25 protein-coding genes are annotated in these 26,612 nt (G+C 52.6%); 11 read left to right on the forward strand and 14 right to left on the reverse strand.

Features of this window, described 5'->3' with window-relative positions; genetic code table 11:
* Window positions 1-7: 7 nt before the first annotated feature.
* Together ispA and xseB are read right to left on the reverse strand one after the other, a co-directional pair.
* Window positions 8-907, reverse strand: a complete 900-nt coding sequence (gene ispA / locus C1N64_RS07615; protein WP_033738647.1) for a (2E,6E)-farnesyl diphosphate synthase — start codon at window positions 905-907, stop codon at window positions 8-10.
* Window positions 907-1,149, reverse strand: a complete 243-nt coding sequence (gene xseB / locus C1N64_RS07620; RefSeq protein WP_054634405.1) for an exodeoxyribonuclease VII small subunit — start codon at window positions 1,147-1,149, stop codon at window positions 907-909. The genes ispA and xseB overlap by 1 nt, the downstream gene beginning before the upstream one ends.
* A 232-nt stretch (window positions 1,150-1,381) precedes the next feature.
* On the opposite strand from xseB, the gene thiI reads away from it, so the two are divergent.
* The gene (thiI, locus tag C1N64_RS07625) at window positions 1,382-2,830 is read left to right on the forward strand and encodes a tRNA uracil 4-sulfurtransferase ThiI (RefSeq protein WP_039338476.1); all 1,449 of its coding nucleotides are present in this window, start codon (window positions 1,382-1,384) and stop codon (window positions 2,828-2,830) included.
* 96 nt (window positions 2,831-2,926) lie between these two features.
* Here thiI and yajL read toward each other — a convergent pair whose 3' ends face one another.
* Window positions 2,927-3,526, reverse strand: a complete 600-nt coding sequence (gene yajL / locus C1N64_RS07630; RefSeq protein WP_006117973.1) for a protein deglycase YajL — start codon at window positions 3,524-3,526, stop codon at window positions 2,927-2,929.
* On the reverse strand, window positions 3,480-4,400 hold the full coding sequence (panE, locus tag C1N64_RS07635; protein ID WP_033738652.1) for a 2-dehydropantoate 2-reductase: 921 nt from the start codon (window positions 4,398-4,400) through the stop codon (window positions 3,480-3,482). Before panE ends, yajL begins: the two co-directional genes overlap by 47 nt.
* Before the next feature lie 133 nt (window positions 4,401-4,533).
* Here panE and C1N64_RS07640 point away from each other — a divergent pair, with 133 nt between their 5' ends.
* Complete coding sequence (locus C1N64_RS07640) at window positions 4,534-5,025, forward strand: YajQ family cyclic di-GMP-binding protein (protein WP_006117971.1); 492 nt, start codon at window positions 4,534-4,536, stop codon at window positions 5,023-5,025.
* 237 nt (window positions 5,026-5,262) lie between these two features.
* Here the strand turns inward: C1N64_RS07640 and C1N64_RS07645 are convergent, their stop codons facing one another.
* The 8 genes from C1N64_RS07645 to C1N64_RS07680 all read right to left on the reverse strand — a co-directional run bounded on the left by C1N64_RS07645 (window position 5,263) and on the right by C1N64_RS07680 (window position 14,068).
* The gene (locus tag C1N64_RS07645) at window positions 5,263-6,627 is read right to left on the reverse strand and encodes an MFS transporter (protein ID WP_006117970.1); all 1,365 of its coding nucleotides are present in this window, start codon (window positions 6,625-6,627) and stop codon (window positions 5,263-5,265) included.
* A gap of 132 nt (window positions 6,628-6,759) precedes the next feature.
* On the reverse strand, window positions 6,760-7,647 hold the full coding sequence (gene cyoE / locus C1N64_RS07650; protein WP_394515376.1) for a heme o synthase: 888 nt from the start codon (window positions 7,645-7,647) through the stop codon (window positions 6,760-6,762).
* Between the two features lie 12 nt (window positions 7,648-7,659).
* Entirely contained in the window at window positions 7,660-7,989 is a 330-nt protein-coding gene (locus C1N64_RS07655) for a cytochrome o ubiquinol oxidase subunit IV (protein ID WP_006117967.1), read from the reverse strand.
* A complete protein-coding gene (locus tag C1N64_RS07660; protein ID WP_006117966.1) occupies window positions 7,989-8,600 on the reverse strand; it encodes a cytochrome o ubiquinol oxidase subunit III in 612 nt (203 codons plus the stop codon). Before C1N64_RS07660 ends, C1N64_RS07655 begins: the two co-directional genes overlap by 1 nt.
* Entirely contained in the window at window positions 8,600-10,582 is a 1,983-nt protein-coding gene (gene cyoB / locus C1N64_RS07665) for a cytochrome o ubiquinol oxidase subunit I (RefSeq protein WP_033738655.1), read from the reverse strand. Before cyoB ends, C1N64_RS07660 begins: the two co-directional genes overlap by 1 nt.
* 4 nt (window positions 10,583-10,586) lie before the next feature.
* A complete protein-coding gene (gene cyoA, locus C1N64_RS07670; RefSeq protein ID WP_033738657.1) occupies window positions 10,587-11,513 on the reverse strand; it encodes a cytochrome o ubiquinol oxidase subunit II in 927 nt (308 codons plus the stop codon).
* A 457-nt stretch (window positions 11,514-11,970) separates the two neighbouring features.
* Window positions 11,971-13,443: a muropeptide MFS transporter AmpG gene (gene ampG / locus C1N64_RS07675; RefSeq protein WP_054634403.1), complete on the reverse strand. Its 1,473-nt coding sequence runs from the start codon at window positions 13,441-13,443 to the stop codon at window positions 11,971-11,973.
* A 46-nt stretch (window positions 13,444-13,489) separates the two neighbouring features.
* A complete protein-coding gene (locus C1N64_RS07680; RefSeq protein ID WP_006117962.1) occupies window positions 13,490-14,068 on the reverse strand; it encodes a lipoprotein in 579 nt (192 codons plus the stop codon).
* A 266-nt stretch (window positions 14,069-14,334) separates the two neighbouring features.
* On the opposite strand from C1N64_RS07680, the gene bolA reads away from it, so the two are divergent.
* The 9 genes from bolA (at window position 14,335) to C1N64_RS07725 (ending at window position 24,722) form a co-directional block, all read left to right on the forward strand.
* Window positions 14,335-14,649 carry a transcriptional regulator BolA gene (gene bolA / locus C1N64_RS07685; RefSeq protein ID WP_006117961.1) on the forward strand — a complete coding sequence of 105 codons (315 nt, stop codon included), beginning with the start codon at window positions 14,335-14,337 and terminating at the stop codon, window positions 14,647-14,649.
* A 294-nt stretch (window positions 14,650-14,943) separates the two neighbouring features.
* Window positions 14,944-16,248 (forward strand): trigger factor, encoded by a 1,305-nt coding sequence (gene tig / locus C1N64_RS07690; RefSeq protein ID WP_394515377.1) that lies wholly within the window; start codon window positions 14,944-14,946, stop codon window positions 16,246-16,248.
* Window positions 16,249-16,583: 335 nt separating this feature from the next.
* Entirely contained in the window at window positions 16,584-17,207 is a 624-nt protein-coding gene (clpP, locus tag C1N64_RS07695; RefSeq protein WP_006117959.1) for an ATP-dependent Clp endopeptidase proteolytic subunit ClpP, read from the forward strand.
* A gap of 132 nt (window positions 17,208-17,339) precedes the next feature.
* Window positions 17,340-18,611, forward strand: a complete 1,272-nt coding sequence (gene clpX, locus C1N64_RS07700) for an ATP-dependent protease ATP-binding subunit ClpX (RefSeq protein WP_033738665.1) — start codon at window positions 17,340-17,342, stop codon at window positions 18,609-18,611.
* Between the two features lie 186 nt (window positions 18,612-18,797).
* Window positions 18,798-21,152 carry an endopeptidase La gene (lon, locus tag C1N64_RS07705; protein WP_394515378.1) on the forward strand — a complete coding sequence of 785 codons (2,355 nt, stop codon included), beginning with the start codon at window positions 18,798-18,800 and terminating at the stop codon, window positions 21,150-21,152.
* A 215-nt stretch (window positions 21,153-21,367) separates the two neighbouring features.
* A complete protein-coding gene (gene hupB, locus C1N64_RS07710; protein WP_006117956.1) occupies window positions 21,368-21,640 on the forward strand; it encodes a nucleoid-associated protein HU-beta in 273 nt (90 codons plus the stop codon).
* Between the two features lie 250 nt (window positions 21,641-21,890).
* Window positions 21,891-23,759, forward strand: a complete 1,869-nt coding sequence (gene ppiD / locus C1N64_RS07715; protein ID WP_039338626.1) for a peptidylprolyl isomerase — start codon at window positions 21,891-21,893, stop codon at window positions 23,757-23,759.
* 139 nt (window positions 23,760-23,898) lie between these two features.
* Entirely contained in the window at window positions 23,899-24,222 is a 324-nt protein-coding gene (locus tag C1N64_RS07720) for a helix-hairpin-helix domain-containing protein (RefSeq protein WP_033738667.1), read from the forward strand.
* A 95-nt stretch (window positions 24,223-24,317) separates the two neighbouring features.
* Window positions 24,318-24,722 carry a YbgC/FadM family acyl-CoA thioesterase gene (locus C1N64_RS07725; protein WP_058701150.1) on the forward strand — a complete coding sequence of 135 codons (405 nt, stop codon included), beginning with the start codon at window positions 24,318-24,320 and terminating at the stop codon, window positions 24,720-24,722.
* Between the two features lie 36 nt (window positions 24,723-24,758).
* Here the strand turns inward: C1N64_RS07725 and queC are convergent, their stop codons facing one another.
* Both queC and C1N64_RS07735 read right to left on the reverse strand, forming a co-directional pair.
* Window positions 24,759-25,454 (reverse strand): 7-cyano-7-deazaguanine synthase QueC, encoded by a 696-nt coding sequence (gene queC / locus C1N64_RS07730; RefSeq protein ID WP_006117951.1) that lies wholly within the window; start codon window positions 25,452-25,454, stop codon window positions 24,759-24,761.
* 108 nt (window positions 25,455-25,562) lie between these two features.
* Window positions 25,563-26,597, reverse strand: coding sequence for a PLP-dependent cysteine synthase family protein (locus C1N64_RS07735; RefSeq protein WP_058701149.1), 1,035 nt, complete (start codon window positions 26,595-26,597; stop codon window positions 25,563-25,565).
* Between the last annotated feature and the right edge of the window lie 15 nt (window positions 26,598-26,612).

The following is a 26,612-nucleotide window of genomic DNA, read 5'->3' on the forward strand; positions in this document are numbered from 1 at the left end:
ATGGAAGTTATTTATCGCGTTCAATTACGAAGCTCGCCAGCGCCTTCAGGGCAGAGGTATCATAGGATTTTGCAGAGAGCATGTGCAAAGCATCCACGGCTTCCTGGTATAAATCCAGTGCCTTAATCCGGGCATTATCCAGACCCATCAATGAAGGATAGGTGCTTTTTCCAAGATCTTGATCGGCACCTTGACGTTTTCCGATAACGGCTGTGTCGCCCGTCACATCCAGGATGTCATCCTGCACCTGAAAGGCCAGGCCGATGGCATCCGCATAGCGGTCAAGATACGGCAGCGCTTCACGGCCCGCGTCGCCGGCAGCAAAGGCACCGAGTCGCACGGCTGAGCGAATCAACGCCCCCGTTTTGTGACGATGGATCTGTTCCAGTTGATGAAGATCGACAGACTGACCTTCTGCCGCCAGATCCAGCGCCTGCCCGCCGCACATACCCGCTACGCCGCTGGCCCTGGCCAGCTCTGACAGCATAGCGAGGCGGTATTCCGCACTCACGCCCGGCATGGGCTGGTCGGCCAGAATAGAAAAGGCCAGCGTTTGTAGCGCATCACCGGCAAGAATGGCGGTATCTTCACCATATTTGATGTGGCAGGTCGGTTGCCCACGACGTAACGCATCATCGTCCATTGCCGGCAAATCGTCATGAATCAGTGAATAGGCGTGAATACATTCGACAGCCGCTGCAGGCACATCGAGACTGGCTTTATTCGCATTGAGCATGGTGCCGGTTGCGTAAACCAGAAACGGGCGCATGCGTTTGCCACCTAATAGTGCCCCATACTGCATGGCATTCACCAGAGGAGAACTCTGAAAAGGGAGGGCATCCAGGTAGCCCATCAACGCGTGGTTCACCTGTTGGTGATACGCATTGAGCAGTTCAGGAAAATCCATTAGCTGTTTTCCGGCGTGAAAGAGGAGAGGTCGGCATCGTTATCGTCGCTGAGGAGAATGCGCACGCGCTGCTCGGCTTGCTGCAACGTTTGCTGGCCATTGCGCGCTAACTGCACGCCGCGCTCAAATTCATTCAGGGCGTCTTCCAACGGCAGTTCACCACTTTCCAGACGATTAACAATCTGCTCCAGCTGCTGCAATGACGTTTCAAAGCTGGCTGGCTGTTCGGCTTTTTTCGGCATATTTCGTGTCGACTCACGGTTGGAACGTTATCTTGCAATCGGTCATGGTAGCTGAGAGAGAATGATTAGCAAAATAATCAATGTGCATGCTGTTGCAGAAGCAGTCACCGGGTAAAGGTGATATACTCTCGCGCCTCGGATGCGGATGCGCCTGTCACCCCGCAATTTTATGATCTTACCAGCTAAGTGCAGCCTGTTTTAGCACTTATTTGCCCAACGAAGCTGTATTGCCATGAAGTTTATCGTCAAGTTATTTCCTGAAATCACCATCAAGAGTCAGTCGGTGCGTCTGCGCTTTATTAAGATTCTTGCCAGTAATATCCGCAACGTGCTCAAAACGGTCAGCGATGAGATCGCGGTGGTGCGTTTTTGGGATCATATTGAAGTGCGCTGCAAAGATGAAGCCATGCGGCAGATTATTCCCGATGAGCTGATGCGCATCCCGGGTATTCATCATGTCCTTGCGGTTGAAGAGCGCGAATATACCGACATCCACGATATTTTCGAGCAGACGCTGGCACAGTATCGCGACAGCCTGGAAAACAAAACCTTTTGCGTGCGGGTTAAGCGCCGTGGCAAACACAGCTTCAGTTCGCAGGACGTCGAGCGCTATGTTGGCGGCGGGCTAAATCAGCACATCGCCAGCGCCACCGTTCAGCTTAAGAAACCTGAGGTGACGGTTAACCTCGAAGTGGAAGAAAACCGCTTAACGCTGGTCACCGCACGCTATGAAGGGCTGGGCGGCTTCCCGATTGGTACCCAGGAAGATGTGCTGTCGCTCATCTCAGGTGGATTTGACTCCGGCGTTTCCAGCTACATGCTGATGCGTCGTGGCAGCCGCGTTCACTACTGCTTCTTTAACCTGGGCGGCGCGGCACATGAAATCGGCGTACGTCAGGTCGCCCATTATCTGTGGAACCGCTTTGGCCGTTCGCACCGTGTACGTTTTGTGGCAATCAACTTTGAGCCAGTTGTCGGCGAAATTTTAGAAAAAATCGACGACGGTCAAATGGGCGTGGTGCTGAAACGTATGATGGTCCGTGCAGCCTCAATGGTGGCGGAACGTTATGGCGTACAGGCCCTGGTCACAGGCGAAGCGGTGGGGCAGGTCTCCAGCCAGACGCTGACCAATCTGCGACTGATCGACAATGCCTCCGATACGTTGATTTTGCGCCCGCTGATTTCCCACGACAAAGAGCACATTATTAAAGTGGCGCGTGAAATCGGCACCGAAGACTTTGCCAGTACCATGCCGGAATATTGTGGCGTGATTTCGAAAAGCCCGACGGTCAAAGCGGTAAAAGGCAAAATCGAAGCCGAAGAAAGCCAGTTTGATTTCGCGATTCTGGAACGTATGGTGGCCGAGGCGACCAATGTGGATATTCGCGAAATCGCGGAGCAGACGCAGGAAGAGGTGGTTGAGGTTGAGACGGTCGGCTTGCTGAACGAAAACGACAGCGTGCTGGATATCCGCTCGGTGGATGAGCAGGAAGACAAACCGCTACAGCTGGCGGGAACGGAGGTGAAGTCGATGCCTTTCTACAAACTCAGTACGCAGTTTGGCGACCTTGATCAGAACAAAACCTGGCTGTTGTACTGCGATCGCGGTGTGATGAGTAAATTACAGGCGCTCTATCTGCATGAGCAGGGATTTAAAAACGTGAAGGTATATCGTCCGTAATCCGCATAGCGGTCACTGACCGCTTCCCCCTGTGCTCGCCTTGCGTACCAGGGCAAGACGAGCACAGAGCGTCCGGCAGGCGTCTGAACCGGCGACTTAACTGGCCTGATAGTCGTAAATACCCGGCGCCAGCACCAGTTGTGCCGCGACCTCACGTGCTTTATCACTGCCTGCTAGCAAATCAATTAATTTCAGCGCAAAATCCATCGCCGTGCCCGGTCCCTGACTGGTGAGCAAATTGACTCGCGGATCCCAGACGACACGACGTTCCATCCATTTCTCTTCCGGTATGGTGGACTTTAAACCGGGAAACCCTGTCATATTGCCGACCGGAAACAGGTTATGCGGCACCAGTACCGTGCCAGCGGCTGCGCAGATGGCCGCAACAATACGTCCTGACAAATGAAACTGGCGTACGGTTTCAACCAACAGCGGACTGTCACGAAATGTCTCGGCTCCTTTTAGTCCGCCGGGCAGGACAATGGCATCGTAGGCGTTGTCCGCCACCTCGACCAGCGGGACGTCGGCCAGCAGGCGAACGCCGCGCGAACAGACGATTTCACGGCAGCCATCGCTTTCCACGCTGGCGGTCACCGTCTTTATCCCGCCACGGACCAGCAGATCGAGTGTGGTAACGGCTTCCGTCTCTTCACTGCCATGAGCCAGACAGACCAGTACCGAGGCGTTCGCGCCCATAATAAGACTCCTTGCGTTTAATCATGTCGTACAGCCGGGTGTTTTCAGGTAACACTAAGCCGTGAGTGCGTGCGCGACGCAGCAGAAAGCCGGTGATGTATTCAATTTCCGTCAGTCGCTGAGCGCGTATATCCTGCAGCATTGATGAGGTGTTGGCGGCGGTCGTCTCAATCACATTCAGCACCTGATCCTGCAGGCTCTGGCTGGCCACGGACTGGCCTTCACGCTCCATAACCCAACTGATTTCGTCACATAAGGTGATGATGTCGGCCTGATGCTGACGCAGTGCGCCATTCTGACAGTCGTAAACCACGCTGAGTGGGTTGATCACACAGTTTACCGCCAGCTTACGCCAGCAGGCCGCCCGGATATTGTCATGCCAGGCGACATCGGGCAGCGCTTCGTGCAGCACATCGGCGACCTCACTCCAGTGCTCGCTTTTACGGTTGCCGGGACCAATATGGGTGACGCCCGTGGCGACGTGCTTAATGACCGTGCCATCCCGCATTGCGGCGTGCGTGGTGATACCGCGTAACAGCGGCTGCGTCAGACCTTTTAATTCGCCAAGCGTGCCCATGCCATTGTGCAACAGCAAAACCGGGCAGTTTTCTGACATCACGCTTTCCAGATTTTTTACGGCCGTTGATACCTGCGGGGCTTTCAGCGTCACCAACAGCAGCTGGCTCTGCGCCAAAAACAGCGGATCGTTGGCAATGAAGGTCCGGTTCGTCACGCGCCCCAGCGGATCGATTACATTCGCTGAGCAGTAGGGCTGAGGTACGCGTAACCAGCCCTGAACATCGTGCCCGCAATGGGCAAGAGCGGTGAGCCACACCTGGCCCAATGCGCCACATCCTAATACGGTTATTTTCATGCTGCCTCCCGCTCGCGGGCTTATTATTTATGCGCTGTGGCAATCAGTTAAGTATAGCGCTACACAGTGCGATTTTATTTAGTGCCGTAAGACGCGTATTATGCATGCCAGTTTAGCCTCAGGAGAAGAAGAGATGCCATCTTTCGATATCGTTTCAGAAGTCGACATGCAGGAAGTTCGCAACGCAGTAGAGAATGCTAACCGTGAACTGTCGACGCGTTTTGATTTTCGCAACGTCACTGCCAGTTACGAACTCAATGAAAAAAATGAAACCATTAAGGTCATCAGTGAATCGGATTTTCAGGTAAAGCAGCTGGTGGATATCCTGCGCGAGAAAATGCTCAAGCGCGGTATTGAAGGCGCGGCGCTGGAAGTACCAGAAGAGATTGAACACAGCGGCAAAAGCTGGAGCGTGGATGCCAAAATGAAAAAAGGCATTGAAAGCGACGTCGCGAAAAAGCTGGTGAAGCTGATTAAAGACAGCAAGCTGAAAGTGCAGACGCAGATTCAGGGCGAATCTCTGCGCGTAACGGGTAAGTCTCGTGATGATTTACAGGGCGCAATGGCGCTGGTGCGTAATGGCAACCTGGGCCAGCCTTTCCAGTTCAAAAACTTCCGCGATTAATCCCTCCACTCAGCACGTGAGCACAGGATGCCCTCTGAGGCATCCTGTCGGGTTGGCAGCCTGACTGTGACACCAGTCTGGCTGTCACTGATCCCCTTCCGCGACAGCAACGCTTTTGCCCTGCAAGGTGCTGATGTCCGTGACGTAAATTGCGTGACCAGAGGGACGCATTTTGCGCGGGGATAAACGGGAGGAACCGGGTTTGTCAAAGACAACAAACCCGGTGAGGGCAGGGGATTAGCCACCGCCGATAAGGGCTTCAAGCTCCGGTCGGCTGGTGATCTTACTGTCGATCTTAATGTAAGCGCTTTTTTCTTCCGGTACGATCAGCACCGCGTTCACTCCAGGCTGGGCCTTCAGGCGCTTCTCCAGATTCGGTACTGCCAGCGCCGCATCACTCAGCACAATGCGCAGACTGCTGACGTAGGGCGGTTCCTGCATGGTCATACTGACGAACAGCCAGATTGCCGCCACAATCGCTCCCACCATAAACACAGTTTGCGCATCAAAATGACCGAACACCCAACCGCCCAGGCTTCCGCCGATCGCAACGCCCAGAAACTGGCTGGTGGAGTAAAGCCCCATTGCTGTCCCTTTGTAACCGGCAGGCGATTCCTTACTGACCAGGGAAGGCAGGATGGCTTCCATCAGGTTAAAGGCGAGGAAGAAGAGCTGTACGCCGAGCACCAGCGTCCAGAAATGGCCCTGCGCGCCCCATAAAACAATTTCTGCGATGACCATCATGCCGACACAGCCGACAAAGACGCGCTTCATTTTGCGCTTCACTTCTGCATAAATGATAAAAGGCACGACGCCCGCAAAGGCGATCAGCATGGTCGTTAAATAGACCTTCCAGTGTTCTGATGGCGGTAATCCCGCCTGTTCAAACTGGTCGGGCAGCGCAACAAAGCTCGACATCAACAGGATATGCAAAAAGAAGATGCCAAGATTCAGTTTTACCAGGCGCGGGTTGGCCAGCACTTTTTTAAAGCTGCCGCGCACCATGCCCGACTCACGGTTCAGGACATGCTGAGTGGAGGAGGGGACCACCCAAAGCGTAATGAGAATACCCAGCGTCGCCAGCGTTGCGATCATCCAGAACAGCGCATGCAGGCCCAGCGCGTGGGTCACAATCGGTCCCACCACCATCGCAATCGCAAAGGTAACGCCAAAACTGATGCCAATAAACGCCATCGCTTTGGTGCGGTTCTGTTCACGCGTTAAATCCGACAGCAGCGCCATCACGGCGGCCGCAATCGCGCCCGAACCCTGCAACGCCCGGCCAAGGATGATGCCCCAAATGGATTCCGTGCTGGCGGCAATCACGCTGCCAAGGACAAACAGCAGCAGGCCGCCCACAATCAGAGGCTTGCGTCCAATACGATCGGACAGCAGGCCAAAGGGGATCTGGAAAATGGCCTGAGCCAGGCCATAAATGCCAATGGCCAGACCGATTAAGGTTTCACTCGCTCCCTGGAGTGCCATGCCATAGGTGGTCAATACCGGCAGGACCATAAACATTCCCAGCATACGCAGGGAAAAGACCGTGCCAAGGCCCCATGTGGCGCGCAGCTCCACCGGAGTCATTTTATTATCGTTCATTCCTACCTCTGTTGATGTGCTGCATTTATTTTAGGGAGGGAGAGTGGAAGGGTAAAACAATAGTTCTTAAGCAGTCGTAACAAAAAGAAAGGGCGCGAAAATCGCGCCCGTTTCATGCTGTTTTGGTACACATCAGCGCACGTAAGTTAGCAAATCTTTTGACGCAGGCGTCATGAAATCCACTGACATCATCACGCTCAGCGCGGTGATGGCGACGATGGAGAAGACAAACAGCTTACGTGCCCAAACCCGATCGTTTGAGGTTTTATAACCTGACAGCGCCATGCCCAGCCACCAGACGCTGACGGCAGCGGCAACGACCAGATACTTATAGCCTGCATAGCCACCCAGCGTCAGCATCAGCGTGGCAATCATAAACGCCAGGATATAAAGCGTAATATGATTTTTTGCCACGGAGATGCCTTTCACAACCGGTAAGACCGGGATGTTGGCAGCCTGGTAATCCTTAAAGCGGAAGATAGCAATCGCATAGGAGTGCGGCATCTGCCACAGGCTAAAAATCGCCAGCAGGATCAGGGCGCCCGCATCAAACTCATTGGTCACGGCACAGTAGCCAATCACCGGCGGCGCAGCGCCAGACAAGCTACCAATCAGCGTACCGTAAACCGAATGACGCTTCATATACAGGCTGTAAACGCCAACGTATACCACGAAGCCCATCACCGCCAGCCACATGGCCAGCGGGTTAGCACCGAAATACAGCAGTGCAAAGCCAGCAATACCCAACATAGTGGCATACACCAGGCTTACTTTCGCGGAGATAAGGCCTTTAACCAGCACCCGATTCCTGGTTCTCTCCATCTTGATGTCGATATCGCGGTCAATCACGTTGTTGAAGACACAACCTGACGCAACCACCAGCGACACGCCAACCAGTGAGGTGAGAAACAGGGCGTAATCAATGCTGCCCTTAGAGGCCAGCAAAAATCCGCCAATCACAGAAATTAAATTCCCGAAAATAATTCCTGGCTTTGTAACTTGCAGGTATTGCTTAAACATTACACAGACTCTTTAGTGGGGCATCATGTTGTAGTTGAGGTTCCACATGATCCACAGTGAGCCAACCACAACAATCAGGATAATGATTGCTGAGAAGACAATGGCCACCATGTTCCAGCCGCCCTCAGATTTGCTGTCCAGATGCAGGAAGTAAACCAGGTGAACCAGCACCTGAACGACTGCACAGACCAGCACAACGCCGAGGATGGTTCCATGAGAAGCACTACCATCCATTACCATCCAGAACGGGATTGCCGTCAGGATGATAGAGAGGATGAAGCCGATCATGTAAGACTTCACGCTACCGTGTGATGCACCATGTTCGTTAACAGAATGACTCATTACATGGCTCCCATCAGATAAACAACGGTAAACACGCAGATCCAAACCACGTCCAGGAAGTGCCAGAACAGGCTCAGACACATGATACGGGTACGGTTAGTGGCGTTCAGACCGCGTTTCGCGATCTGGAACATCAGCACGGCCATCCAGATCAGACCCGAGGTCACGTGCAGACCGTGCGTACCGACCAGTGTAAAGAAGCCGGACAGGAAGCCACTACGGTTTGGACCGAAGCCTTCAGCAATCAGGTGATGGAATTCATAGATTTCCATCCCGATAAAGCCCGCACCAAACAGGAAGGTCAACGCCAGCCAGCCGATAACGGCGCCTTTGTTTTCCTTGTTCATGGCGATAACAGCCATGCCGTAGGTGATGGAGCTTAATAACAGCAGGGCGGTTTCAACCAGCACGAACGGCAGTTCAAAGATATCTTTGCCTGCCGGGCCGCCGGCGGTGTTGTTAACCATAACTGCATAGGTCGCAAACAGGGTTGCAAAGATAATGCAGTCACTCATCAGGTAGATCCAGAAGCCAAAGACTTTATTGGCTCCTGCATCGTGATGCCCATGCTCCGCATGGGCGTCGTGGTGGTGTTTTACGGTAGTTGACATTATTTCAGACCTGCTTTGCTGATTTCGTCAAAGTGCTGCTTTTCAATCTTCTCTACTTCGGCAACAGGAACGTAGTAGTCCACGTCTTCGTCGAAGCTCTTCACGATCCAGCTTACGATCATGCCGAGGAAAGTAAGACCTGCCAGCCACCAGATATGCCAGATCATCGCAAAACCGAAGATGGTCGCAAACGCGGCAATAACAATCGCAGCACCGCTGTTTTTCGGCATATGAATTTCTTCATATTTAGCCGGCTGCTTGTACGCTTCGCCTTTCTCTTTCATTTCCCAGAAAGCGTCACGCTCATGCACATGCGGGATAACAGCAAAGTTATAGAACGGCGGTGGTGAAGAGGTTGCCCACTCCAGCGTACGGCCACCCCACGGATCGCCAGTCAGGTCACGGTTCTGGTCGCGGTCACGTACAGACACGTAGAACATGATCAGCTGACAAATAATACCGCAGGCAATCAGACCCGCACCTACCGCTGCAACAACCAGCAGAGAGTGGAACTGAGGATCGATATCCTGGCTCAGACGACGGGTCATTCCCATGAAGCCCAGTGCGTACAGCGGCATAAAGGCAACGAAGAAGCCGATGATCCAGAACCAGAAAGCACGTTTGCCCCAAGTTTCGTTCAGGGTAAAGCCGAAGGCTTTCGGGAACCAGTAGGTCACACCCGCCATACAACCGAATACCACACCACCGATAATCACGTTATGGAAGTGCGCAATCAGGAACAGACTGTTGTGCAGGACAAAGTCAGCGCCCGGAACGGCCAGCAGAACACCGGTCATACCACCCACAGAGAAGGTGACCAGGAAGCCTACGGTCCACAGCATCGCAGAGTGCATCTGAATGCGACCCTGATACATGGTGAACAGCCAGTTAAAGATTTTAACCCCGGTCGGAATCGCGATGATCATCGTCATGATACCGAAGAAGGCGTTAACGTTGGCACCGGCACCCATGGTGAAGAAGTGGTGCAGCCAGACGATGAACGACAACACGGTAATGGCGATGGTCGCCCAGACCAGTGAGGTATAACCAAACAGACGTTTTTTCGAGAAGGTGGCCGTGACTTCGGAGAAGACACCAAACACCGGCAGAACAAGAATGTACACCTCTGGGTGACCCCAGACCCAGATCAGGTTGACGTACATCATCATGTTACCGCCCATATCATTAGTAAAGAAATGGAAGTCGAGGTAACGATCAAGTGTCAACAGCGCCAGAGTCACGGTCAGAACCGGGAACGCAGCGATGATCAGGACGTTGGTGCACAGCGCAGCCCAGGTAAAGACGGGCATTTTGAACAGGTCCATGCCCGGCGCACGCATCTTCAGAATGGTCACGAAGAAGTTAATACCGGTCAGGGTTGTACCAATACCGGAAAGCTGGAGACTCCAGATCCAGTAATCCACCCCCACGCCGGGACTGTATTCTGCCCCCGACAGCGGTGGATAGGCCAGCCAGCCAGTTTGCGCGAATTCGCCGACACCCAGAGACAGGTTAACCAGAATCACACCGATTGCGGTAAACCAGAAGCTCAGGTTGTTCAGGAACGGGAAGGCAACGTCACGCGCACCGATTTGCAACGGTACGGCAATGTTCATCAGACCCACCACGAATGGCATCGCCACGAAGAAGATCATGATTACGCCGTGAGCGGTAAAGATCTGGTCGTAGTGATGAGGGGGCAATATGCCTGCTTCCCCGGAGGAAGCCAGAACCTGTTGGGTACGCATCATCACGGCGTCAGCAAAGCCGCGCAGCAGCATGACGAACGCCATGATGATATACATGATACCCAGTTTTTTATGGTCGATTGACGTCAGCCATTCAGACCACAGATATTTCCACTTACCAAAGTAGGTGATGGCAGAGACGATCGCCAGACCTGCAATGATGATGCCGGCAACCGTAACCATGATAATCGGTTCATGGTAGGGCACTGCATCCAGAGTTAATTTTCCGAACATCGTATTATTCCTCGGCTCCCGCGGTAGCGGTGTGACTCATGTCCATGCCTTTGTGTTCAGACATGTCCATTTTCCCGTGGCTATTCATGAACTTGTTAATGACCTGCAAGAACAGTTCAGGATTAGCTGAAGAGAAATATTCCACCGGGTGATTTTCGCTTGGCACAGCCACTTTCTCGAAATCATCCATCGTCATCAGCGTGTTAGGTGCCGCTTTTACTTTGGCAACCCACTGCTGGAACTCCGCATCGTCTTTGGTTGCAATGGCTTTGAACTTCATGCCAGAGAAACCGCGACCACTGAAGTTGGCGGAAATACCGTCGAAAGTTCCTGGCTCGTTGGCAATCAGGTGCAGTTTGGTCTGCATGCCCGCCATCGCGTAGATCTGGCTACCGAGCGTAGGAATAAAGAAGGAGTTCATGACGGAGTTGGAGGTGATTTTGAAGTTAACCGGGGTGTTTGCCGGGAAGGCAATCTGGTTAACTGTCGCAATACCTTGTTCTGGATAAATGAATAACCATTTCCAGTCCAGAGCAACGACGTCAATTTCAACCGGTTTCACGTCAGAGGCCAGGGGTTTGCTTGGCTCCAGCGCATGGGTTGATTTCCAGGTCAGTACACCAAGGAAAACGATGATCAGGATCGGAATGGTCCAGACCACAGCTTCCACTTTATTGGAGTGTGACCAGTTAGGACTGTACTTAGCATTCGTGTTCGACGCCCGATATTTCCAGGCAAACACGACGGCCATTAAGACTGCAGGAATCACGACGATCATCATCAGACCAAAAGCGGTCAGTATCAGCGAACGTTGCTCCAGCGCAATCTGTCCTTTGGGATTTAACAATGCATTATCGCAGCCACTCATTAATAAAGTGCCTGCGATTAATGACAAAATCCCCAAACTTTTATTGTATTTACTGAGTCTCATTTAACGACCTCAATGACAAAGGGCTCTATTGTCGTTTAAGTGTGCGCGCATTTTACGGGAAGGTTTATGCAGTGTAAACCAGCTTAAGGATGTGTCAGAACCATGTTGACACCTTTTGCTAAGGGTGTCACAGATGTTGTTCTCGGTGACAAATTATTAACGTGGACAAGCAGTTGGCAGTAATATAACAAAAAGAGATGGATGCGGGGTTAAACAAAAGTAGGAAAGGAATAACCCTGACTTTTAATACCCAATTATTTAACAATATTGCATCATTTTTTCTCTAATTTTTAACTTAATTAATTGCGTACCGGATTTAAATATCTTGCCCGAAGCGCACACATGATAAAAATATTTTTTGTAAATTGACACGCAAAGACAAATTAGGTGCGCTTAACCAATTGGCTGAAATGGCACCTGCGACTGTGTGATTATTGTGTGATTATGAGGCAAAAGGTCAATTCCCGGCCTTTCTCAATGCGCGATAATCCAGCACCACGCCGGACAGCACACCGCAAAGCGCCAGCGCCATACCGGCTTCAAACAGCGGAGCCAGCCACGCCGAAAGCGTGAGCATGCCCGTTGCATTCAGCGCCAGCGACAGCAGCCACAGCGCCAGTAACCCGCATCCGCCTGCAAACAGCCGTTTCGTCCAGCGGTAGCCTGCGGAAAAATAGCGGCGCGGCAAAAACTGGCCGGTTTTTTGGGTAAAGTCCAGTGTACCGCGACAAAAAGCCAGCAGGGCCAGGCCCGGCAGACCTGCGAAAACGGTAAAGGCGTAGAACGTTGGCCAGCCCCAGATCTCGACCAGATAACCGGCTGCAGGTCCCACGTAAACCCGGCCTACCGCTGAAAGCGCAGACAGCAGGGCGAACTGCGTCGCCGAGAAGGACTTATTACACAGCGTCATCAGCAGCGCGACAAACGCAGCGGTTCCCATTCCGCCACACAGGTTCTCAATAAAGACCGCGCTCGCCATGCTCCAGAGGTGTTTGTCGGTGACCGCCAGCAGCCAGTAGCCGAAATTCGACACCGCCTGGAGCAGGCCAAAAATCATTAACGCGCGAAACAGGCTCAGACGCTGCATCAGCATGCCGCCATAAAGCGCGCCAATGATGGTTGCCAGCAAGCCCAGCGTTTTGTTTACCAGCCCGACGTCGCCAGGATTAAATCCCACGCCGCGAATCAAAAAGGTGGTGGTGAGAGAGGCGGCAAATGCATCGCCGAGCTTGTAAAGAATGATGAGCGTGATCAGCAGCCAGGCGTTGTTGCGATTAAAAAAATCGTGCAGAGGATCGACAACCGCCTGACGTAGCGTACGCGGCGCGGCCTGCGCGTTGTCCGGCTCTTTGGCAAGACAGGTTGCGATAAGACAGGGCAGCAGGAGCAGGGCCATGAGCCAGTAAGTCGCCTCCCAGCCGAGATAGCGATCGGCCAGCCACAGGGCCAGACCGCCCGATATCAACATTGCCAGACGATAGCCTAACACCGTGATGGCAGCGCCACTTCCGCGTTCTTCCGGCGGCAACACATCCGTTTTCCAGGCATCGAAGACGATATCCTGTGACGCAGAACAGAATGCAATCAGTACCGCCAGTGCCGCCATCAGGGTTAAATCCCGGCTGGGCTGCAAAAAGCCCATTGCCACAATGCTGGCCACCAGTGCCAGTTGCGTAATGAGCAACCAGCCTCTGCGCCGACCGAGAAGCGGCGGCGTGAAGCGATCCATCATGGGGGACCAGAGAAACTTAAACACATAGGCCTGGCCCACCAGTGAAAAGAATCCGATGGTTTTCAAATCGATATTATCAACCGTCATCCACGCCTGCAGCGTCCCGCTGGTTAAGGCCAGAGGCAAACCTGATGCGAATCCCAGAAGGAGTAAAATGGCTGCATTTTTTTGGCGGAAGACACGGAAGTAGTGATTCATACTGACCTTGAAAAGTGCCCGGCCGGGTGCCGGGCAAAAGACCTGATTAACGGGCGTTTTGTTTGATGAAGTCGTTGACGCTGGTGTCCTGCGCCATATCGGCGATCACGTCGCTCAGCGTAGAATTCACCGCATTGGTGATTTTCTGATTGGTGGCGCTGAAAGCCCCTTCTACGCTGTAGGTCTGGCGGTAATTTTTAATCTGTTTATTGCCATTTTTCGCGGTCGCCACGATAGAGATATCCGCCTTGGTGGTAATGCTGTAACGCACATCACCCTGGGTGACGTCGGCATACAGATTATTGACGATGATTTGCAGATCAACCGCGCCATTAGGACCGACCATATAGCCGCGCGCTGTCATTTGTTTCTCCAGCACTTCCTGGAGTAAGAAACGCAGATCGCGCGACGGGGTCAGGCTGACCAGTTGTCCATCGCGATTAACTTTTGCCAGCGCCTGATCGCGACGCTGATCGGCGCCGTTGATACTCACCGTAATGCCCATCAGGCTCGGATCGCGCTGTGGCAGCTGAATCTTAGGTTGAATGGTCAATGTGTTGTTGCTGGAAGCGCAACCGGCCAGGATAAAAGCAGCCAGCAGCGGGAATAACAGTTTTTTCAACATACGCTTTCTCGTTAGTGTCATGGGTTGGTGTGCAAAAACTGCGGCCATCATAGCAAAGCGGTGCAGTGAATAAAGCCCTTTGCCACAAGGTAAACCGCGCAAGGCGCTTTTTCTTGCTCTCTACCTTTTCATATTCCCCGCCTGACAAGGCACAAGCGAAGAGGGCGACGGAGTGATAATATTGCGTCCGCTGTCGCGTTGCGCAGCCAAAAACGGACTAATATTTAAACAGATGGGGCACAGCGCTCGCCATTGAGGGTAAAACCATGATTCGAGAACAGATAGAAGAGAAGCTGCGCCTGGCTTTTGAGCCGGCTCATCTGGAAGTGCATGATGAAAGCTACCGACACAATGTGCCTGCCGGTTCTGAAAGCCATTTCAAAGTGGTGATTGTCAGCGACGTTTTTACCGGTCAGCGTTTTCTCGCCCGTCATCGCGCAATTTATGGTGAACTCAGTGCTGAGCTGGCGGGAAGTGTTCACGCACTGGCCTTGCATACTTATACCCTGAAAGAGTGGGAAGGATTGCAGGATACGGTACTCGCTTCGCCGAACTGTCGCGGCGCGGGCACACTCGCATAACACCCTCTCTTTTTAAACGGCCTGCGGGCCGTTTTTGTGTTTTATCCTTGCTAAACGCGTTACCTGGCTCAAAAAAGCAGCAAACTCCCTGAAAAGTGGTGACTTAGCGTCCTCGACTCATCTCAGTGATGCCGCTATAATGCTGCGTCTATTTTTCCGGAATGTCTTCGGGACGCTTCTGGTAACAGGGATCAGGTTCTCTTCACGGAAGCCGTCCCGGTTGTTAGATACGGCGCATTAATTAATGTGTGGTGTCTGAAGTTGACCGAGCACGTGATTTTTTGAGGTAACAAGATGCAAGTTTCTGTAGAAACCACTCAGGGCCTGGGCCGTCGCATTACGATTACTGTCGCAGCTGACAGCATCGAAAGCGCCGTTAAAAAAGAACTGGTGGATGTGGCGAAGAAAGTCCGTATCGATGGTTTCCGTAAAGGCAAAGTGCCCATGAACATCGTCGCGCAGCGCTACGGTGCTTCTGTGCGCCAGGACGTGCTGGGCGATCTGATGACGCGTAACTTTGTTGACGCCATCATCAAAGAGAAGATCAATCCGGCTGGCGCGCCTAACTATGTGCCAGGCGAATATAAAGAAGGTCAGGACTTCACCTATGCGGTTGAGTTCGAAGTGTATCCAGAAGTTGAGCTGAAAGGCCTGGAAAACATCGAAGTTGAAAAGCCTCAGGTCGAAGTGACCGACGCCGATGTCGATACCATGCTGGAAACGCTGCGCAAGCAGCAGGCTAACTGGATTGAAACCGACGCTGCAGCGGGTGCTGAAGACCGCGCTACCCTCGATTTCACCGGTTCTGTTGACGGCAAAGAATTCGAAGGCGGCAAAGCATCTGACTTCGTTCTGGCCATGGGCCAGGGCCGTATGATCCCAGGCTTTGAAGAAGGCGTTGTGGGTCACAAAGCCGGCGAAACCTTCACTATCGACGTGAAATTCCCTGACGACTACCACGCGGAAAACCTGAAAGGGAAAGACGCGAAGTTCGAGATCGCGCTGAAGAAAGTGGAAACGCGCGAACTGCCAGAACTGACCGAAGAATTCATCAAGCGTTTCGGCGTGGAAGATGGTTCGGTTGCGGGCCTGCGTGCGGAAGTGCGTAAGAACATGGAACGTGAGCTGAAAGGCGCGATTCGTAACCGCGTGAAGACACAGGCTATCGACGGTCTGGTTGAAGCGAACCCTATTGATGTGCCTGCTGCGCTGATCGACAGCGAAATCGACGTTCTGCGTCGTCAGGCTGCACAACGCTTTGGTGGTAACGAGAAGCAAGCGCTGGAACTGCCACGCGAACTGTTCGAAGAGCAGGCGAAGCGTCGCGTTGTGGTCGGTCTGCTGCTGGGCGAAGTGATTCGCACGCACGAGCTGAAAGCCGATGAAGATCGCGTTAAAGTGCTGATCGAAGAAATGGCGTCTGCTTACGAAGATCCGCAGGAAGTGATCGAGTTCTACAGCAAAAATAACGAGCTGATGAACAACATGCGCAATGTGGCGCTGGAAGAGCAGGCGGTTGAAGCTGTGCTGGCGAAAGCCAAAGTTTCTGAAAAAGAAACTAACTTCCAGGAACTGATGAATCAGACCGCTCAGGCCTGATCGTCCGTTTAACCCCTTGTGCTAAAGCCCGCGCCTGAAAAGTCGCGGGCTTTTTTCTGTAATACGCTTTCTGGCAACGGGTCTGTCGCTATTTGATTAATTTTTAGGCGAATTGTTCACGCATCGCTTTTTCCGGGTTAGCGATTGATGAAAAGGTTGTTATGCTTGAAACAACTGAGCACTATCCCAAGATAGAGGGAGTATGCAAAAAACAGTTCGGCTGACTGATTAACCGTCCTGATGTTGTCGGTAAGAGGCAGAGCATAGTTTTTGTTGCTCGTCTTACGTAAAATCGGTACAGAATGTTGCCAATGAAATTTATCCAGGAGACGGTAATGTCATACAGTGGCGATCGTGAGTTTACTGCACCGCACAATGCGTTGGTGCCAATGGTGGTCGAGCAAACCTCGCGCGGCGAGCGTTCATACGACATCTATTCCCGTCTGCTTAAAGAGCGCGTTATCTTCTTAACCGGCCAGGTAGAAGATCACATGGCTAACCTGATTGTGGCCCAGATGCTGTTTCTGGAAGCGGAGAACCCGGAAAAAGATATTTACCTTTATATCAACTCACCGGGTGGCGTCATTACGGCTGGCATGTCAATTTATGACACCATGAAGTTTATCAAGCCTGACGTCAGCACCATTTGTATGGGCCAGGCCTGCTCAATGGGGGCTTTCCTGCTGACAGCCGGGACGAAAGGCAAGCGTTTCTGCCTGCCAAACTCACGCGTGATGATTCACCAACCGCTGGGTGGCTATCAGGGACAGGCGACCGACATTGAGATTCATGCGCGTGAAATTTTGAAAGTGAAGCAGCGCATGAACGAGCTGATGGCGGAACATACCGGTAAGTCACTGGAAGAAATTGAGCGTGACACTGAGCGTGACCGTTTCCTCTCCGCCAGCGAAGCGGTAGAGTATGGATTGGTCGATTCAATCCTGACGCATCGCCAATAAGCCCTAACTTCACCTTGTCTCTGGTCTATAGTTAACAGGACAAGATAATGACGGGTTGAATGAACATCGGCCGTGTACCCACGGCCAGTGCTGTACGGCTGGTACGGCCTGAGAACAAGAAGAGGTTAACTGATGACAGATAAGCGCAAAGACGGTTCAGGAAAGTTGCTGTACTGCTCTTTTTGCGGCAAAAGCCAGCATGAAGTGCGTAAGCTGATTGCCGGGCCGTCAGTGTATATCTGCGATGAGTGCGTTGATCTGTGTAACGACATTATTCGCGAAGAGATTAAAGAGGTTGCCCCGCATCGCGAACGTAGTGCGCTGCCTACGCCGCATGAGATCCGCCATCACCTCGACGATTACGTTATTGGTCAGGAACGGGCCAAAAAAGTCCTGGCCGTGGCGGTGTACAACCACTACAAACGTTTACGCAACGGGGATACCAGCAACGGTATCGAACTGGGCAAAAGTAACATTCTGCTGATCGGTCCGACCGGTAGCGGTAAAACGTTGCTGGCTGAAACCCTGGCCCGTTTACTGGATGTGCCTTTTACCATGGCGGATGCAACCACGCTGACCGAAGCCGGTTATGTGGGGGAAGACGTCGAAAATATCATCCAGAAGCTGCTGCAAAAATGTGACTACGATGTGCAGAAAGCCCAACGTGGTATCGTCTATATCGATGAAATCGATAAAATTTCACGTAAATCAGACAACCCATCGATCACCCGTGACGTATCGGGTGAGGGTGTGCAACAGGCGTTACTGAAGTTGATTGAAGGCACCGTCGCCGCTGTGCCGCCGCAGGGTGGCCGTAAGCATCCGCAGCAGGAGTTTTTGCAGGTCGATACCTCTAAGATTCTGTTTATCTGTGGTGGCGCCTTCGCCGGTCTGGATAAGGTTATCTCGCAGCGCGTTGAAACCGGTTCAGGCATTGGCTTTGGCGCAACGGTGAAAGGTAAATCACAGAAGGCAACAGAAGGCGAGTTACTGGCGCAATGTGAGCCGGAAGATCTGATCAAATTTGGCCTGATCCCAGAATTCATTGGCCGTCTGCCTGTGGTAGCCACGCTCAATGAACTGAGTGAGGAAGCGCTGATTCAGATTCTGCGTGAGCCGAAAAACGCACTCACCAAGCAGTATCAGGCGTTGTTTAACCTGGAAGGCGTTGAGCTGGAGTTCCGTGACGAAGCCCTGACGGCGATTGCTAAAAAGGCGATGTCACGTAAAACCGGTGCGCGCGGTCTGCGTTCTATCGTGGAAGGCGCGCTGCTCGAAACCATGTACGATCTGCCGTCCATGGAAGATGTCGAGAAAGTAGTGATTGATGAGTCGGTGATTGAAGGTCAGTCTGAACCCATGCTGATTTATGGCAAGCACGAAGCTCAGGCTTCTGGCGAATAAATAAACAAATCGTCCACATTGTGCCATCTATAAAGGGGAAAATCTTTCCCCTTTTGCATTTCTCACCGTTGTGACATTGAATGTCTGACAATCATCCCCATATACTCAGACACCTGTGGGTTTGACCGCACACCTGCCTGATGCGGTACCCATCACCTTGCGGACACTAAACTAAGAGAGAGCTCTATGAATCCTGAGCGTTCTGAACGCATTGAAATCCCCGTCCTGCCGTTGCGCGACGTGGTAGTTTATCCGCACATGGTAATTCCGTTGTTTGTTGGCCGGGAAAAATCAATTCGGTGCCTCGAAGCCGCAATGGATCATGATAAAAAGATCATGCTGGTCGCACAGAAAGAGGCTTCAACGGATGAACCTGGCATAAACGATCTTTTTTCAGTGGGTACCATTGCCTCCGTACTGCAGATGTTAAAACTGCCAGACGGAACGGTAAAAGTGCTGGTTGAAGGTTTACAGCGTGCCAATATCACTACGCTGGCTGACAACGGTGACCATTTTGTCGCCCAGGCGGAATATCTGGTCTCTCCGGAGATTGAAGAGCGCGAGCAGGAAGTGCTGGTGCGCACGGCGATCAATCAGTTTGAAGGCTATATCAAACTGAATAAAAAGATCCCGCCTGAGGTCTTAACGTCACTGAACAATATTGATGATGCGGCGCGCCTGGCGGATACGGTGGCGGCGCACATGCCATTAAAACTCGCGGATAAACAGTCAGTGCTGGAGATGTCAGACGTCAATGAACGTCTGGAATATCTGATGGCCATGATGGAATCTGAAATCGATCTGCTGCAGGTTGAGAAACGCATTCGCAATCGCGTCAAAAAGCAGATGGAAAAGAGCCAGCGTGAGTACTACCTGAATGAGCAGATGAAGGCCATTCAGAAAGAGCTGGGCGAGATGGATGATACGCCTGACGAGTACGAAGCGTTAAAACGTAAAATCGATGCGGCCAAAATGCCGCAGGAAGCGCGTGAGAAAGCTGAAGCAGAACTGCAGAAGCTGAAAATGATGTCGCCGATGTCTGCCGAGGCGACCGTGGTGCGCGGCTATATCGACTGGATGGTTCAGGTTCCGTGGAATGCGCGCAGCAAAGTGAAGAAAGATCTGCGCAAAGCCCAGGAAACGCTGGATACCGACCATTATGGCCTGGAACGCGTCAAAGACCGCATCCTTGAGTACCTTGCGGTGCAAAGTCGCGTCAGCAAAATTAAAGGGCCGATTCTGTGTCTGGTGGGACCGCCGGGCGTGGGTAAAACCTCGCTGGGTCAGTCTATTGCGAAAGCAACCGGGCGTAAGTATGTACGCATGGCCCTCGGCGGCGTGCGGGATGAAGCGGAAATTCGCGGTCATCGCCGTACCTATATTGGCTCTATGCCGGGCAAGTTGATTCAGAAGATGGCGAAAGTCGGCGTGAAAAACCCGCTGTTCCTGTTGGATGAAATCGACAAAATGTCGTCGGATATGCGCGGCGATCCGGCCTCAGCGCTGCTGGAAGTGCTGGATCCTGAACAGAACATCGCCTTTAACGATCACTATCTGGAAGTCGATTACGATCTGTCTGATGTGATGTTTGTGGCGACGTCGAACTCCATGAACATTCCGGCTCCACTGCTGGATCGTATGGAAGTGATTCGTCTTTCTGGCTATACCGAGGACGAAAAACTCAATATCGCCAAGCAGCATCTCCTGCCGAAGCAGATTGAGCGTAACGCCCTGAAGTCGTCTGAGATCACCGTCGAAGACAGCGCTATCATCGGCATCATCCGTTACTACACGCGTGAAGCTGGTGTGCGTAGCCTGGAACGTGAACTGTCCAAGCTGTGCCGTAAAGCAGTGAAAACGCTGCTGATGGACAAAACCAAAAAGCACATCACCATTAATGGTGAAAACCTGAAGGATTTCCTTGGGGTGCAGCGTTTTGACTATGGCCGCGCCGACAGCGAAAACCGCGTGGGTCAGGTAACAGGTCTGGCATGGACGGAAGTGGGTGGCGATTTGCTGACCATTGAAACCGCCTGTGTACCGGGCAAAGGCAAGCTGACTTATACCGGTTCGCTGGGCGAAGTCATGCAGGAATCCATTCAGGCCGCGCTGACTGTCGTCCGCGCCCGGGCGGAAAAACTGGGTATCAATGGCGATTTCTATGAAAAACGCGATATCCATGTGCACGTACCGGAAGGCGCGACGCCGAAAGATGGTCCCAGTGCCGGTATTGCCATGTGTACTGCCCTGGTGTCCTGCCTGACCGGTAACCCGGTGCGTTCAAACGTCGCGATGACCGGCGAGATCACCCTGCGTGGTCAGGTCCTGCCTATCGGCGGGCTGAAAGAGAAGCTGCTGGCGGCACACCGCGGTGGTATTAAAGTGGTGCTGATCCCGGAAGAAAACAAACGCGATCTGGAAGAAATTCCTCAGAACGTGATTGCCGATCTGGAAATTCATCCGGTCAAGCGTATTGAGGAAGTGCTGAACCTGGCACTGGAAAACGCGCCTTACGGTATGCAGGTAGCAACCGCAAAATAGTGATTAATGGCATAAAGCGTTAAAAAGCCGCGCTGGCAACACCAATTGGTGCTTGCCAGCTTTTTTTTGTCCCGCTAATTTAGGTGGCTGCTGAAGCGATGTTATAAGAGGATTACCGTTGTTTCGGCATATAAGGCTTGATATAACTTGCTGCGCGTTCGTGCCCGACAGGAAGCGTGGGTACGATGTGAAATAATAAAGAGGGGATGAATAGAGTGAATAAGTCACAACTGATCGATAAAATTGCTGCCGATGCCGACATTTCTAAAGCAGCAGCAGGACGTGTTTTAGATGCATTTATGGGCTCTGTTTCTGACGCGCTGAAAAGCGGAGATGAAGTGGCGCTGGTAGGTTTCGGCACTTTCTCAGTACGTGAGCGTGCAGCGCGCACCGGCCGTAACCCACAAACCGGTAAAGAGATTACTATCCCGGCAGGTAAAGTACCGGGTTTCCGTGCAGGTAAGGCACTGAAAGACGCTGTCAACTAATGACAACGCCACCACTCAATAACACATTTTCTTGAGTGGATTAGAGGACGGTTAACGCGTTCTCATGTAACATACGGGCACATCAATAAGATGTGCCTTTTTTACATCCGGAGAGGCGGTTTAAGGTTGCGAGACTTGTCTCAACAGGATGCATGCTGCCAGCCAGACTTGCAGCGGAGTAATGCGTCGGGAAGATGGCGTTATTGCGGCAGGGCTTTACATTCACACTACAGCGGAGTGTTGTCATACCATGATGGACAATTTACGCGCGGCGTCGAACCATGTCGTGCTCAAGATTATTTTGGGGTTGATCATTCTCTCCTTTGTGCTGACCGGCGTTGGCAACTATCTGATTGGCGGTAACAACGATTATGCGGCCAAAGTTAATGGCCAGGAGATCAGCCGTGCGCAGTTAGAGCAGGCGTTCAACAACGAGCGCAATCGTCAGCAGCAGATGCTGGGTGATCAGTTCTCGCAGCTTGCGGGCAACGAAGGTTACATGCAGCAGATGCGCCAGCAGGCGCTGTCTCAGCTGATTGACCAGGCATTACTGGATACCTACATAAAAGATCTGCATATTGCCATCAGTGACGATCAGGTCAAACAGGCTATCTTCAGCCAGTCTGCGTTTCAGACCAACGGCAAGTTCGATAATGCTAAATACAATGCGATGATCCGCAATATGGGATTCACGCCGGATCAGTATGCCGAAGCGTTGCGTAAACAACTGGCCACCCAACAGCTGATCAATGCGGTCGCGAATACCGATTTTATGCTGAAAAATGAAACCACTAAGCTGGTGGATTTGGTGGCGCAAAAGCGTGATATTCAGACGGCTACCCTCGATGTGAATGCTCTGGCTGCAAAGCAAACCGTCAATGACGACGAAATCAACCAGTATTATCAGCAGCATAAAAGCAGCTTTATGGCCCCTGAGCAGTTCCGCGTAAGCTATATCAAACTGGATGCCGCCAGCATGCAGGAAAATGCCAGCGATGCGGATATTCAGGCCTGGTACGATCAACATAAAGCGGACTACACGCAGCCCCAGCGCGATCGTTACAGCGTGATTCAGACCAAAACCGAAGCCGATGCCGACGCTATTCTGGCGCAGCTGAAAGGCGGCGCGGATTTCGCGGAACTGGCAAAAACCAAATCCATTGACCCAATCTCTTCCCGTAAAGGCGGCGATATGGGCTGGCTTGAGCCGTCAACGACGCCAGACGAGCTGAAAAATGCGGGACTGAAAGAAAAGGGTCAGCTTTCCGGTGTAATCAAGTCTTCTGTGGGTTTCCTGATTGCCCGTCTTGACGACATCAAGCCTGAGCAGGTTAAACCGCTGGCGGAAGTACGTGATGAGATCGCGGACGCGGTCAAACAGGATAAAGCACAGGCGGAATTCTACAAACTGCAGCAGAAAGTCAGTGAAGCCGCGAGCAATGATAATGAGTCGCTGGCTGGTGCAGAGCAGGCGTCAGGTATGAAGGCCACAGAAACAGGCTGGTTCAGCCGTGACGATGTGCCTAAAGATCTCGACTTTGATGCCGTTAAGCAGGCCATCTTCAATGGTGGGTTAGTGGGACAAAACGGTGCGCCCGGAAATAACTCTGACATCATCAATGTCGATGGCGATCGTGCCTTTGTGCTGCGTATCAGTGCGCATAAACCCGAAGCGGTGGAACCCCTCGACAAGGTAAAAGCGCAAATCACCGAGACGATCAAGCATGATAAAGCGACGCAACAGGCAAAAGCCCAGGCTGATAAACTGTTAGCCGAGCTGAAAGCCGGTAAACCGGATGTGCTGAAAGCCGCAGGTCTGACGTTAAGCGCCAGCAAAACGGTTGACCGTAACACGCAGGATCCCGTTGCTCAGGCTGCCTTCAACCTGCCAGAGCCAGCGGATAACAAACCGTCATGGGGCGTGGGTGAGGACATGCAAGGCAATGTGGTGCTGATCGCGGTGAATAAGGTTACGACCGGTAGCCTGCCTCAGGCGCAGATTGACGAGATGGTCAAAGGCGTCACGCAAAACAACGCGCAACTGACCTTTGAAGCCTTACTGCAAAACCTGCGTAAAGCGGCCAAAATCAAATACGGTGCCGCTGCTCAAATGCAGTAATCCTCGCAAATTTCAGGTAACAGCTGAAATGACTAAAGGCCGCTTATGCGGCCTTTTCCATTTTAGAACGTTGCCCTTTGAGTCTGTTTAGCGGACATGACACGCTGAGCCTGCTGTTTAACACAAGGAGAAACACAGCATGGCTAAAACCCACTTACATGCTTTTTATCTTTCCCTCGCCCTGTGTGGCGCCCTCGTTCAAACGCCACTGGCAGCGGCGGAAACCCCCAGTGAGACACAGGCTGCACAGGTTTCAATGCCGCATCAGGAGCAGGTCAGTATCAATGAAGCCACGGCGGAGCAACTCTCGGCGGTGATGAATGGCGTTGGTCTGAAAAAGGCGCAGTCTATCGTCAGCTATCGTGAAGAATACGGGCCGTTCACGGCGGTGGATCAACTGAAAGACGTGCCTGGCTTTGGTCACGCGCTGGTGGAGCGAAATGCCTCACGGTTAAAATTGTGAAGTGAAGCGCAACTCTGATGCTTAACCTGCTGTCAGGGCGGGACTCTGCTAGAGTGAACAGGTCCAACCAGTCAATAAGCAGCAGGAGAAGGATCATGCAGACCAAGATAAAAGTGCGCGGCTATCATCTGGATGTTTACCAGCATGTTAACAATGCGCGTTATCTGGAGTTTTTAGAGGAAGCGCGCTGGCAATGGCTGGAAGAAGCAGAGGCCTTTACCTGGCTGCTTGAGCAAAAACTGGCTTTTGTGGTGGTAAACATCAATATCAATTATCGTCGCCCGGCCGTATTGGGCGACGTACTGGAGGTCAGCAGTGATATTAAGCAACTCAATGGGAAAAGTGGCATCATCACTCAACACATTTTGTTAGCGGGCAGTGAAACGGTGGTCGCGGATGCTGCACTGACGTTTGTGTGCATTGATCTTCGCACGCAAAAAGCCGTTTCGCTCGAAGGAGAACTGCGGCAGCGACTGGAAAGATTAATGAAGCCGGCCTGATTGAGGCGGCGACACGCCATCGTCGCCGCAAAAGTATTATTCCAGACCGGTTTTGGCCTTCATGGCGGCCATAATACCAGCGCGATCCTGCTGATAGGCCTTCAGGCCATTGGCCCGCAGATGGCAGGCGGCACAGTCGCCGCAACCATCGCCTTTAATGCCGTTGTAGCAGGTGAGGGTGTCTTCGCGGATTAAGGTGAGCTGCTGCCAGTAATCGGCCAGCGCCCAGGTTTCGGCTTTATTAAGCCACATCAGCGGTGTTTCAAAACGAATGTTACGCGCCATGCCCAGGCTGACGGCATGGTTGAGCGCCTTGACAAACTCATCGCGGCAGTCGGGGTAGCCCGAGAAGTCGGTCTCGCAAACGCCTGTGATGACCGCTTCCGCTTCAACCTGATAGGCATAAACTGATGCCAGGGTCAGAAACAGGATATTGCGGCCGGGGACAAAGGTGCTGGGCAGGCCGGTTGCAGTCGGGTCATACGATGGCACCGGGATGCTGTCACGCGTCAGGCTGCTCACCGCCAGCGCATTCAGCATCGTCACATCCAGCACTTTATGAGCACGGGCACCCAGCTTCAGGGCCAGGTCGCGGGCAACGTCAATCTCTTCACGATGACGCTGACCGTAATCAAAGGTCACACAGTGCACTTCATCATAACGTTGCAAAGCCTGAACCAGACAGGTGGTGGAGTCTTGCCCACCGCTAAACACCACAACAGCGCGTTTCATGAGATATCCCAGTTTAAACATTTGCGCTTATGGTAATACCTGAGTGCGCCGCTGAACAGCTGCAGGCGGCGATCACATCAGGTTATATCTGCCTGGCGGGGTGAAATATTATTCCAGTTCGCGCTGCCAGGGCGTGATATCACCAATATGTTGTGCGACCCAGTCAGGCTGGTAGTAAGTGTCAGGATAGCGCTCGCCGCTGTCGCACAGCAGGGTAACCAGTGAACCCTGTTGATCATTGTCGCGCAGGCGTTTGGCCACCTGCATCATGCCCCAGAAGTTTGTGCCGGTAGACGGGCCCGGTTTACGCCCCAGCAGGGTTTCCAGCTTAAGCATGGCGGCAATCGAGGCTGCATCCGGGACTTTGATCATTTCATCAATAACGTCGGGCATAAACGACGGCTCCACGCGCGGACGTCCAATGCCTTCAATCATGCTGCCGCGCTGACCGGTGAGCGAGGCATCACGGTTTCGCCAGTAGTCGTAAAACACGGAATGCTCCGGATCAACAACCAGCAAACGGGTATCGCATCCCTGATAGCGAATGTAGCGGCCAAGCGTGGCGGAGGTCCCACCGGTTCCCGCACTCATAATCAGCGTATGAGGAACAGGAAAAGGCTCATTCGCCATCTGGCGGAAAATACTCTCGGCAATGTTGTTATTGCCGCGCCAGTCAGTTGCCCGCTCTGCATAGGTGAACTGATCCATGAAGTGGCCATTCAGTTCCCGCGCCAGCCGTTCTGATTCGGCATAAAGCTGACAGGGATCGCTCACAAAATGACACTGTCCACCATAGAACGTGATTTGTTCGATTTTACGTCGGGCGGTACTGGCTGGCATCACGGCGATAAAGGGCAGGCCCAGCAGGCGGGCAAAATACGCCTCTGAGACGGCGGTGCTGCCCGATGACGCTTCAATCACGGGTGTACCCTGTTTGATCCAGCCATTAGCGAGAGCATAAAGAAACAATGACCGCGCCAGACGATGTTTCAGGCTGCCGCTGGGATGCGTACTTTCGTCTTTCAGATAGAACCCGATTCCCGGGAAATCGGGCAATGCAAAGCGGATCAGATGCGTATCCGCAGAGCGTTGAAAGTCAGCATTGATTTCGTTTATCGCGTGGCGTATCCAGCATGAAGACATAAGGGTTATTTCCGA

It is taken from the genome of Pantoea sp. SGAir0215 (assembly GCF_043543215.1).